The organism is Hydrogenophaga sp. (assembly GCF_041633695.1).
Lineage (GTDB): Bacteria > Pseudomonadota > Gammaproteobacteria > Burkholderiales > Burkholderiaceae_C > Hydrogenophaga.
The window spans coordinates 1-11,479 of the sequence record NZ_JBFJMY010000106.1 but is presented as its reverse complement, the minus strand read 5'-3'; the positions used below and the strand labels follow the sequence as shown (position 1 = coordinate 11,479).

The 11,479-nt window shown below is 62.0% G+C and carries 6 protein-coding genes; 4 read left to right on the top strand and 2 right to left on the bottom strand.

Annotation, left to right across the window (positions count from 1 at the left end; all coding sequences use genetic code 11):
• Positions 1-197: 197 nt before the first annotated feature.
• From ABYB95_RS08830 to ABYB95_RS08820, 3 genes are read left to right on the top strand one after another with little or no spacing between them, the layout of a single operon-like run.
• Positions 198-1,700 (top strand): FAD-linked oxidase C-terminal domain-containing protein, encoded by a 1,503-nt coding sequence (locus tag ABYB95_RS08830; RefSeq protein ID WP_372658099.1) that lies wholly within the window; start codon positions 198-200, stop codon positions 1,698-1,700.
• A gap of 51 nt (positions 1,701-1,751) precedes the next feature.
• The gene (locus tag ABYB95_RS08825; RefSeq protein WP_372658098.1) at positions 1,752-5,600 is read left to right on the top strand and encodes a PAS domain S-box protein; all 3,849 of its coding nucleotides are present in this window, start codon (positions 1,752-1,754) and stop codon (positions 5,598-5,600) included.
• Positions 5,597-6,082 carry a response regulator gene (locus tag ABYB95_RS08820; protein ID WP_372658097.1) on the top strand — a complete coding sequence of 162 codons (486 nt, stop codon included), beginning with the start codon at positions 5,597-5,599 and terminating at the stop codon, positions 6,080-6,082. Before ABYB95_RS08825 ends, ABYB95_RS08820 begins: the two co-directional genes overlap by 4 nt.
• 186 nt (positions 6,083-6,268) lie before the next feature.
• Here the strand turns inward: ABYB95_RS08820 and ABYB95_RS08815 are convergent, their stop codons facing one another.
• Positions 6,269-6,577: an RNA recognition motif domain-containing protein gene (locus tag ABYB95_RS08815; protein WP_372658096.1), complete on the bottom strand. Its 309-nt coding sequence runs from the start codon at positions 6,575-6,577 to the stop codon at positions 6,269-6,271.
• Between the two features lie 262 nt (positions 6,578-6,839).
• Here ABYB95_RS08815 and ABYB95_RS08810 point away from each other — a divergent pair, with 262 nt between their 5' ends.
• Positions 6,840-9,842 carry an EAL domain-containing protein gene (locus ABYB95_RS08810; RefSeq protein WP_372658095.1) on the top strand — a complete coding sequence of 1,001 codons (3,003 nt, stop codon included), beginning with the start codon at positions 6,840-6,842 and terminating at the stop codon, positions 9,840-9,842.
• 28 nt (positions 9,843-9,870) lie between these two features.
• Here ABYB95_RS08810 and ABYB95_RS08805 read toward each other — a convergent pair whose 3' ends face one another.
• The gene (locus ABYB95_RS08805; protein ID WP_372658094.1) at positions 9,871-11,229 is read right to left on the bottom strand and encodes a glutamine synthetase family protein; all 1,359 of its coding nucleotides are present in this window, start codon (positions 11,227-11,229) and stop codon (positions 9,871-9,873) included.
• Positions 11,230-11,479: the final 250 nt, after the last annotated feature.

Sequence of the window (11,479 nt, the reverse complement as noted above, 5' to 3'; positions counted from 1 at the left end):
GGGTTGGCTAAAGGGCCAGCACCTGGCCCCCTCGTGTACAGAAAGTGGGTGCCATCCCCTGCGATTTCAAGACCCTTTTTCTGCTCACAAAGCGCTGAAAGTTTCTTCACCCCCGAAGCGCCCACTTTCCCCTAAACTGGTTTCATCGCTCGGGGGATTCCCACTGGAAGCGACCCACCCTCGCAGGAAACGCCACCATGAACGCGCCCATCCACTCCGAACAAGCCAGCCGCCTGGCGCGTGCTGCGCGCCAGGCCGAGGTGGTGCACGCATTGCAAACCGTCTTGCCCACCCATGCGCTGCTGTGGCACACCGAGGACACCACGCCCTATGAGTGCGACGGCCTGACCGCCTACCGAGAACGTCCGCTCGCCGTGGCCTTGCCGGAAACCGAAGAGCAGGTGCAGGCGGTGCTGAAAACCTGCCACGCGCTCGGTGCACCGGTGGTGGCGCGGGGGGCAGGCACCGGCCTCTCGGGCGGCGCCATGCCGCACGCCCTGGGCGTGACGCTCTCGCTGGCCAAGTTCAACCGCATCCAGCACATCGACCCGATCGCCCGCACGGCCACCGTGCAAGGTGGGGTGCGCAACCTGGCGATCTCGGAAGCCGCCGCGCCACACGGCCTGTACTACGCACCCGACCCCAGCAGCCAGATCGCCTGCACCATCGGCGGCAACGTGGCCGAGAACTCCGGCGGCGTGCACTGCCTGAAGTACGGACTCACGGTGCACAACGTGCTGCAGGTGCGCGGCTACACCATGGAGGGTGAAGCCATCACCTTTGGCAGCGCAGCACTGGACACGCCGGGCTACGACCTGCTGTCTCTGGTGATCGGCAGCGAAGGCATGCTGGCCGTGGCCACCGAGGTGACGGTGAAGCTCTTGCCCAAACCGGTGCTGGCGCGCTGCATCATGGCCAGTTTCGACGACATCCAGTGCGCGGGCGATGCCGTCGCCAGCGTGATCGCAGAAGGCATCATTCCGGCCGGCCTGGAGATGATGGACAAGCCCATGACGGCGGCGGTGGAGGATTTCGTACACGCGGGCTACGACCTGAACGCGGCGGCCATTTTGCTGTGCGAGAGCGATGGCACCCCCGAAGAGGTGGAAGAAGAAATCGGCCGCATGAGCGAGGTGCTGCGCCGCTGCGGTGCCACCGCCATCGCTGTGAGCCGCGACGAAGCCGAGCGGCTGCGCTTCTGGAGCGGGCGCAAGAACGCGTTCCCGGCGTCGGGCCGGATCAGCCCCGACTACATGTGCATGGACTCGACCATTCCGCGCAAGCGCCTGGCCGACATCCTGCACGCGATCGCAGAGATGGAAAAGAAGTACCAGTTGCGCTGCGCCAACGTCTTCCACGCCGGCGACGGCAACCTGCATCCGCTGATTTTGTTCGACGCCAACGACCCCGAGCAGCTGCACCGCTGCGAGCTGTTTGGTGCCGATATCTTGGAAACCAGTGTGGCCATGGGTGGTACGGTGACCGGCGAACACGGTGTGGGCATCGAAAAACTCAACAGCATGTGCGTGCAGTTTTCGGCGGAAGAAAACGCGCAGATGTTTGGCATCAAACGGGCTTTTGATACCAAAGAACTACTCAACCCCGGAAAAGTGATTCCCACACTCCAACGTTGTGCTGAATACGGCAAGATGCTGGTTCGAGGCAACCGGCTTCCATACCCCGAACTGCCCCGTTTCTAGCCGTCATATTTAACAGTTGCCCAGCGACTTGCTCGGGTACAGTTGGTAGGAATGAGCGCCTACTACCCATACGACGCCTCCTCGGAAGGTCCTGTCTCGGGCAACGAGCGGGTGTCGGCGCGCGAGTTGGAAATGCAGCGCGTGATCAACGAATTGCGCGCCGAGAATGCCCGGTTGCGCCGCCGTTCCGCGGATCTGGTGGGCGACGCAGAGCAAGCTGACAACGACGTCCCGGCGCTGCCTCGCCCTTTGCACACCAAGCTGCTGTCCACCCGCGATCAAAGCGCGGATGAAGCCGCGCGGGTGGAATACGAATCGCTGTTCGAAGCCCTCTCCAGCGTTTTTCCCATCGGCATTTTTCGCACCGACGGCGCTGGCGTGCTGACCCATGTCGACCCCGCCCTGCAACATATTTTTGACTTGGAAGCCAAGGACTTTCCCGACTTCGGCTGGTTGCGCCAAGTCCACCCCGATGATCTGGAACGGGTACGCAAACTTTGGCAGCAGGGCGTGGTGGATGGAGAGCCCCTGAGCCTGGAGTTCAGGCTGCTCCGCAAGCATCAGGGACAAGCCAACATCCTGATCAGAAACGTGCCATTGCGCGACGAGGACAACGCCGTCGTCGGTCAGCTGGGATTTGTACAGGACATCACCTCGCAGCGCACGCTGCAGGCCGATGCGCGGATCAAGGAAGAGCTCAACCGCCAGATCATCGCCAACTCCCCCGACTGCACCAAGGTGCTGGACCTGCAAGGCCATGTGTTGCAGATGACGATGCAAGGTTGTCGCTTGCTCGAAATCGACAACTTCGAAGATGTGCGCGGACAGGACTGGTCTCAATGGTGGCCGGCAGAAAATGAGGAACTGGCCCGCGCCGCCATTGAAAGCGCCCAACAAGGCCGGGTGGCCCGCTTCATCGGTTTCGCCAGCACCTTCAAGGGCCGTCCGAAATGGTGGGACAACCTGATCTCCCCCATTCTGGACGCCGACGGCCAACCCATCATGCTGCTTGCGGTCTCGCGCGACATCTCCGAGCAATACGAGCAGCGGAATGAAATCCAGCAGCTCAATGCCGAGCTGGAGAGCCGGGTACAGCGCCGCACCGAAGAGCTGGCCCAGGCCAATCTGCGCATCCAGGACACACTGCGCAACGCGCAAGCGCTGTACGACCAGGCGCCCTGCGGTTACCACTCGGTGAACGCACAAGGCGTCTATGTCCTGATCAACCAGACCGAACTGAACTGGCTCGGCTACGCAAGAGCCGAAGTCGTTGGCAAGCGCAATTTTCGCGACTACGTCACGCCGCCTTTCCTGGAAAGCATGGAGTCGCGACTGCGCCAGCTCATGGCGGGTGAACCGCTCGAACCGGTCGAGGTGGGTTTGCGTCGCCGCGATGGCACCCAGTTCGTGGCCTTGATCAGCAGCACCGCCGAATTCAGCGACCTCGGGCACTTTGTGCGCAGCAACAGCACGCTGATCGACATCACCGAACGCAAGGCCGCAGAAGACGCCCTGCACGCGCAGCGCAGCTTCCTGCAAACCGTCACCAACAGCGTGCCCGTTCAGCTCGCCTTTTTTGACCGCGACTTGATCTGCCGTTTTGCCAACGCCAGCTTTTCCCGGGGGCGAAGTGATGGCCATGCGGACGTGGTCGGCATGCCTCTGAGCGCGGTGCTCGACCCCAAAGACTATCAAGATGTCAGCCCCAAGCTGGCGGCTGCGCTGAAGGGGCAGCACCAACGCTTCGAAGGCTTGCGCGCGTTCCCCGATGGAAACACCTTCTACGCCAGCATCGAGTACACGCCGTATTGCAGCGGCGACGAGGTGATGGGCCTGTTCATACAGGTTCTGGACATCACCGAGCGCAAGGCCTCCGAAGACCAGGTGAAACTGGCCAACGACCAGCTTCAAGTGGCCTATGCCCAGTCGCAGGACCTGTACCACCGGGCGCCCTGTGGTTACCACTCGCTCGGCCCTGATGGGCTGTATGTGTCGATCAACGACACCGAGCTGCATTGGCTGGGTTACAGCCGGGAAGAAGTGGTGGGCAAAAAGCGCTTCCACGAATTCATCCATGCCCACCACGTGCCGCAGCTGGAAGACCGCCTGCAACGGCTCATCACCGAAGGTCGGCTGGACGGGGCAGAGTACGAGTTGCGCCGCCGCGATGGCAGCACTTTCCATGCGCTGCTGTCGTCCAGCGCGGTATGGGACGAACAAGGCAAGTTTCTGCGCAGCAACACCACGGTGATCGACATCTCGCACCGCAAAGAGGCGGAAGACGCCTTGCTCGCCAGCCAGCGTTTTCTGCAAGCCATCACCGACCACGTGCCCGGGTTGATTGTCTACCTGGACAACACGCTGCACATCCAATTTGCCAACGCCGAACACAAGCGACTCTTTGGCATGGACCCAACCGAACTGGTCGGCCAACACATCAAAAAGGGGCTGCCTCCGGGCGTCTGGACCGAAGTCGCCCCCACCATGCGGGCTGCGCTGGCCGGAGAAGCCCAGCACTTTGAAGCCTGGCGGACATTGCCCGACGGCGCGTCGATTTATGTCAGCACCACCTACATACCCGACATCCAGGCCGACGTGGTGCAAGGCCTTTTTGTGCAAGTCATCGACATCACCGAGCGCAAGCGCATCGAAGAAAGGGTCAGCCTGCTCAACGAAGAACTGGAACAACGCATCCAGGAGCGCTCGGCCGAATTGCTGGAGAGCGAACAGCGCTTCCGGCTGATGGTGGACAACCTGCGCGAGTACAGCATCTACTTCATGGACGCAGACGGAACGATTTCCGACTGGACCGACAGCGCCCAGCGCATGAAGGGTTACTCGCCCACCGAAATGCTGGGCAAGCACTACGCACACCTGTTCGGCCTGACCCCGCCCGAAGAACGGCTGGACGCTGCCAAACAGGCGCTGCGCCTGGCCGCATCGCGCGGCCAGCACGTGTTGCACACCTGGCTTTCGCGCAAGGACGGATCCCAGTTCTGGGCCCACTCCTTGCTGATCGCCCTGCGCGATGACGATGGTGAACTGCGTGGGTTCGCCAAAATCAACCGCGACATGAGCGATGCCAAGCGGCTGGAAGACTTGATGCGCAACATCAACGACGAGCTCGAGAACCGGGTCACGGAACGCACAGAGCAGCTCGTTGCCGCGAACAAGGACATGGAAGCATTTTCGTATTCGGTATCGCACGATCTGCGCTCACCCTTGCGGCACATCTCCAGCTTTGTGAGTCTGCTCGAAGAACAGCTCGGCAGCCAAGGCGACGAAATCGCCAACCGCTACCTGAGCACCATCGGCAGCTCGGCGCGTCACATGAGCCAGTTGATCGACGGCTTGCTCGCGTTCTCCCGGCTCGGACGTTCGGCGGTCAACCTGGCGCCGGTGGACTTCTCCATGCTGGTAGAAGCCGTGGTCGGCCAGATCGCTCACGACACCGAAGGACGGGTCGTGGAATGGGTGATTGCACCCGACTTGCCCGTGGTGCAGGGCGACGCGCTGTTGCTGCGCGAAGTCTGGGCCAACCTGCTGGGCAATGCCTTCAAATACACCCGTCCGCGCGAATGTGCCCGCATCGAAGTGGGTTGGAGCGTGGACCCTGCCGTCGGCTACACCTTCTTTGTGCGTGACAACGGGGTGGGCTTTGATACAAAATACGCACAGAAGCTGTTTGGCGTTTTCCAACGCCTGCACCGGGCTTCCGACTTTGAAGGCACCGGCATCGGCCTCGCACTCACCCGAAGAATCCTTGAACGCCACAACGGCAACATCTGGGCTGACAGCCAACTGGGTAAAAGCAGTGTGTTCTATTTTTCGCTGCCGTTCGATGGTGCAAGTGCCTCGGACGCCCAGAGCGATTCATTTTTTGCAGCCCTTGGACCATGACCAAAATTGCCGACACCATCCTGCTCGTTGAGGACAACCCCGATGACGCCGAGCTGACCAAGCTGGCGTTGGCCCGCCATGGACTGGAAGGACAGGTGACCCACGTGTCGGATGGCATGCAGGCGCTGGACTACCTCTACCGCCGCGACGCCTTTGCCAACCGCACGGGTGCCGACCCGGTGCTGATTCTGCTGGACCTGAAGATGCCGCTGCTGGACGGCATTGGTGTGCTGAAGGAAGTCAAGGGCAGTGACGCCTTGCGCAAGATTCCGGTGGTCGTGCTCACCTCGTCCACCGAGCCCAGCGATCTGCAACGGGCCTACGAAGCGGGTACCAACGCCTACATTGCCAAGCCAACGGAGTTTTCGCAGTTTCTGGGCGCCATGAAGCACGTGTGTGAATTCTGGCTCAACATCAACCAGACCGCGCCCAACAAAACCTCTCTGGGCGCAAAGCCCAGCGGATTCGGCGAACTCAACTGATCGTGGTTTAGCGGTTGGGCGTTTGCGCTGAACGGCGTACAGCGCTCAAGCTTGCAGCCAAGGCGCAGGCTCCCCATAACGAGAAAACGGGCGTGCCACCACGCGATGACAAGCCCGAATCGGGTTCGCCTGGCGTTGGGCGCGGATGCCCGGCTCAACGCCATTCAGCAGGTAAAGTCCCAGCGCTTATTCGTAAAGATTCGAATCGGCCCAGACGGACGACGGCCCAAAATCTTCGTTGGCAGCGGGCAGATTCAGGTTCAGGACAAAAACCACCTCACCACCAAAACGCCCCACACCCAGTGTTTTCATGAGCTGCTGCTCCTGTTCGGGGCGCTCCATGCGCAGAAAACAAATCGCCTGTTTGGTTCCTTCGTGCATTGCGGTCAGAATGTCGAGGCGAGAAATATGCCCGAACTCGCTGCACAGCTGGTGCAGAGCAGATTTCAGACTGCCCACGTCTTTGTACTGTCGGAGTTGTGCTAACGCGCTCATATGTGTTTCCTGTGGTCTGTCTCGCCTGTGGCGCCCCAGACTCCCTTGTCAAGTCAAGTCGGACATCTCGTCCGTGTTCGAATCGATATTAGTTCAGTTGCAACAAAAAACAACATCAATGTTACAAACTTCTCCCCCAAAAGAGCTAATACTCCCGGTTTCAGGGGGGTACCTGCAATTTGTTGAATGCTTTGGTTTGAATCGACTTGTTACAAAATGCTCTGTATGCTGGTTTGCTCGCTAACTGGAGCCACTCAAATACATGCCTACCGGACCCCAAGCGGACCGTTCCGACCTCAGCCATTTCCCGGACGCCCATGTGGGCCTGCAAGAGCTCCACACCCAACTGGACCAGCTTGCCAGGCTGGCGTGTCGGCTGTGTGGCACGCGCGCGGCTCTTTTGATCGAACAAGCCCCCGAACAAGCACGCGTATTGGGTTCACACGGTCTGTCGGCAACAGGCTGTGCCAGTGCCGCGCGCGCCTGCAGCCCCTTGCTGACCGAGGATCCAGACCGAAAAGGTGAAACCTCGTCCTCACGAGAGGGCTCGCAACTGTCTGCGGAGGCCTTGCGACCGCTGAATTCCAGCTCGGCGGACTTGTGCTTTTGCCACGCCGTCGTATTGCCCGAGCTCACGACGGGCAACCGCACTTTGCTGGTGCTGCTCTCCAAAGCACCTTGTGATCACTTGGTGTTTGTGCCCGAGGATCTGGAAGGCTTGGCCCAGCAAGCCGCGCTGTTGCTGAACCTGGCCCGGCGCCACCCCCCCACGTCGGCCCGTATTCTGGGGCAGGGAGCGGCGAACGCGCAGGCGCTGTGGGAAAGCCAGAGTCGCCGCGACATGGTCGAGCAGACCGCGCGCGTGGGCAGTTGGTCCATCGATCTGGTCAGCGGTCTGGGGGTTTACTCCGACGAGTACGCCGCCATCCTCGGGCTGGAAACCGCCAACCGCCAGACCACGTTTGAACAACTGGTGCAAAGCTGCAACCCGGAGTGGCAATCGGGCATTCGACAGCGGCTGGAGCGCTGCGCGACCACGGGGGCCGGATTTGACGAAGAGGTGCAAGTCCTGGTGCCGGGCCTGGGCTCGAAGTGGGTGCGCACGGTGGCGGCGGCGGTGCGCAACGAAGACGGCGATATTCTGCGCATCCACGGCGCCATGCAAGACATTTCTGCGCAGAAACAGGCGCAGCAGGAAACGCTGCGCCTGGCCATGCGGCTGACCACCACGCTGGCCAGTATCACCGAGGCGTTTGTGACGCTGGATCGCCAGTGTTGCTTCACCTACCTCAATCAGGAGAGCGAGCGCCTGCTGCAAAAGACCACCGCCGACCTGCTCGGCCTGGAGGTCTGGCACGACTTCCCGCCCGACGTGGGGCAGCGCATGCGCACCCAGCTGGAACGGGCCATCAAGACCAACCGCCGCCAAGAATTCGAAGACCATTTTCCTTCGCTGGGCAAATGGCTGGAGGTGCGCGCCTACCCTTTTGCCGAAGGTCTGGCGGTCTACTTCCGGGACGTGACCGAACGCCACCGAGCACAAGAGCAGCTCATGCTGCTGGAGACATCGGTGTCCCGGTTGAACGACATCGTGGTGATTGCCGAGGCAGGCGTCAACAGCGACCAGGAGCCGCGCATCGTGTTCGTGAACGATGCGTTCGAGCTGCACACCGGCTACAGCCGTGCCGACGTGCTGGGGCAAACGCCGCGCATGTTGCTCGGCCTGGACCCGACGATCTCCAAACTGCGCGAACTCTCTTTGGGTCTGCACAATACGCAGCAGGCCCGGACCGAACTGATGGTCCGGCGCAAGAACAACGCCTGGTTCTGGGTCGAGCTCGAAGTGGTGTCGGTGCTCTCGACCAACCAGACGGTTTCCCATTGGGTGGCCGTGGGGCGCGACATCACCCAGCGCAAGGAGGCGGAAGACGAAATCCACCACCTCGCTTTCTACGATGCCTTGACCGACCTGCCCAACCGGCAGTTGCTGATGGACCGCCTAACCCACGCGCTGGAGCAGTGCGCCGAAACCGGCGAGCAAGGGGCGCTGATGTTCATCGACCTGGACAACTTCAAGATCCTCAACGACACGCTGGGCCACCACAAGGGCGACCTTTTGCTGCAGAAGGTCGCACGGCGACTGGCGCAGAGTGTGCGCAAGACCAATACCGTCGCGCGCCTGGGTGGCGACGAGTTTGTGATCATGGTGGACGACCTGGGCACCGATCCCGAAGCCGCTGCCTACAAGGCCGACGTGGTGGCGAAAAAGGTGTTGAACACGCTGCGCGTGCCTTTTGACCTGGATGGACACCAGCACTACGCCACCCCCAGCATTGGCGTGACCTCGTTCAACGGGCAGCACGACGATGTCACCGAGCTGCTCAAGCAAGCCGACCTGGCCATGTACCAGGCCAAAACCATGGGGCGCAATACCTTGTGCTTTTTCGACCCACGCATGCAGGCCACGATGAGCGCCAATGCGGCGGTCAGTTCGGACCTGCGCAACGGCTTGAAAGACCACCAGTTCGTGGTGCACTACCAACCGCAAGTGAACCGTCTGGGCGCGTTCACCGGCGTGGAGGCACTGGTGCGCTGGCAACACCCGCGCCGCGGATTGATCCGCCCGGCCGACTTCATTCCGGTGGCCGAAGACACCGGACTCATCTTGCCGCTGGGCCAGTGGGTGCTGGAGACCGTCTGCGCCCAGTTGGCCAGCTGGGCGCAGCGGCCCGAAACCAGCGACCTGAGCGCCGCCGTGAACGTGAGCGTGCGCCAGTTCCGCCACCCCGATTTTGTGGACATGGTGATGTCGGCCATCCGCCGCTCGGGCATCCGGCCGCAAAAGCTCAAGCTGGAGCTGACCGAAAGCCTGCTGGCCGACCGCATGGAGATCACCATCGAAAAAATGGGCATGCTCAAAGAGCTGGGCGTCACGCTGGCGCTGGACGATTTTGGTGTCGGCTACTCGTCGCTGTCCTACCTCAAGCGGTTGCCGCTGGACCAGCTCAAGATCGACAAGGGATTTGTCGCCGACGTGCTGACCGACCCGAACGACGCGGCGATCTCGCGCGCCATCATCGCGCTGGCGCAAAGCCTGAGCCTGCAGGTGGTGGCCGAGGGCGTGGAAACCCAGGAACAGCGCGATTTTCTGGCCCGGCAAGGCTGCGACCAGTTCCAGGGCCACTTGTTCGCACCGGCCTTGCCGATCGAAGAACTCGAGGCCTTCCTGGAAGGCAAGATGAGCACCGGCCTGCTGCCCCACTGAAACAGGGGCAAGCAAAGCATGGCTTGCCTCAGACGTGCAGCAACAGGTAGCGCCGCTCCCAGGGGCTGATGACATCGAAGTACTCGCGGTACTCCGCATCTTTGATCGCGCCGTAGGTCTGGGTAAAGTGGCCGCCCAGCAGGTCGGTCAGGGGGGCGCAGGCCAGGAGCAGTTCCACCGCCTCGTCGAGGTGGCGCGGCAAGCGGTGCGGTTGCTCGTAAGCACTGCCCGTGAGCGGTTCGGCGGGTTTCAGGCCCTGCTTCATGCCGAGGTAGCCGCAAGCCAGACTGGCCGCGATGGCCAGGTACGGGTTCACGTCCACCCCGGCCAGCCGGTTCTCCACCCGCCGCGCTTCTGGACCCGAATGCGGCACACGCAGGCCGCAGGTGCGGTTGTCGTAGCCCCAGCTCAGGTTGATCGGTGCCGAGGTGAAGCGCGAAAGCCTGCGGTACGAATTGACGTAGGGCGCAAACAAGGCGGTGGCCGCCGGTAGATAGGTTTGCAAGCCGCCGATGTAGTGGAAAAACGCATCCGATGCTTCGCCGTTGGCCTGGCTGAAAATGTTTTGCCCGTCGCTGGTGCGCACCACGCTTTGGTGGATGTGCATGGCGCTGCCGGGCTGGCCTTGCATGGGCTTGGCCATGAAGGTGGCGTACATGTTGTGGCGGATCGCCACTTCCCGGATGGTGCGCTTGAACAGAAACACCTGGTCGGCCAGCGGCAACGGGTCGCCGTGATCCAGGTTGATCTCCATCTGCGCCGTGCCCATTTCGTGGATCAGGGTGTCGAGCTGTATGCCCTCGGCTTCGCACCAGTCGTACATCACATCGAAGATGTCGCCGTACTCGTCGATGGCATCGATGGAGAAACTCTGCATGCCCGCTTCGGTGCGCTTGGATCGGCCCACCGGGGGCTTGAGCGGAATGTCTTCATCGGGCTCGACCTGCACCAGAAAAAATTCCATTTCGGGGGCCACCACCGGCTTCCAGCCCTCGGCCTCGTAGAGCTTGAGGATGCGGCGCAACACATTGCGTGGCGACAATTCAATCGGCGTGCCGTCAAAGCGGTGGCAGTCGTGGATGATCTGCGCCGTCGGCTCCTTGGCCCAGGGCACCGGGCGCAAGGTGTTCACATCGGGCAGCAGCAACATGTCCGGATCGGCCACCGAGGTGTAGTCCTCCCGTGGGTAGTCGCCGGTGACGGTCATGGCCAGCACCGCCTCCGGCAAGCGCAGACCCACGGCGGGGTTGTACTTGTGGCGTGGCACGATTTTGCCGCGCGCATGGCCCGACATGTCGGGGATGATGCATTCCACTTCGGTGATGCGGTGCTCATCCAGCCACTGCTGGATGAGCTGTGCGTTTTGGGCGGGTGTGGTGTCGGACATGGGTGCGGCCTGTGCGTTGGGCGGAGGGTTCGCTCGCATGGTAGCTCTGGGCGGCGCCGGCGTGTGATCCGCTTCGGCTCAGGCGGGCCGGTCCACCGCTGAAGCGGCGGAATCAGTGCGCAGGCTGGCTGACAAACAAGGCCACATTGCCACCCGCTGCCGTGGTGTTGATGGTCAGCGTCTGTTCGGCGCACAGGCGCCACAGGCAGGTGATCAGCTCGGCGTCCGCCGCCGGCGCGCCGGTGCCGAG

Bases quoted from the DNA above. Each gene is read 5' to 3' on its own strand.
- ABYB95_RS08830 (WP_372658099.1), top strand. From the start codon at position 198: ATGAACGCGCCCATCCACTCCGAACAAGCCAGCCGCCTGGCGCGTGCT.
- ABYB95_RS08825 (WP_372658098.1), top strand. From the start codon at position 1,752: ATGAGCGCCTACTACCCATACGACGCCTCCTCGGAAGGTCCTGTCTCG.
- ABYB95_RS08820 (WP_372658097.1), top strand. From the start codon at position 5,597: ATGACCAAAATTGCCGACACCATCCTGCTCGTTGAGGACAACCCCGAT.
- ABYB95_RS08815 (WP_372658096.1), bottom strand. From the start codon at position 6,577: ATGAGCGCGTTAGCACAACTCCGACAGTACAAAGACGTGGGCAGTCTG.
- ABYB95_RS08810 (WP_372658095.1), top strand. From the start codon at position 6,840: ATGCCTACCGGACCCCAAGCGGACCGTTCCGACCTCAGCCATTTCCCG.
- ABYB95_RS08805 (WP_372658094.1), bottom strand. From the start codon at position 11,229: ATGTCCGACACCACACCCGCCCAAAACGCACAGCTCATCCAGCAGTGG.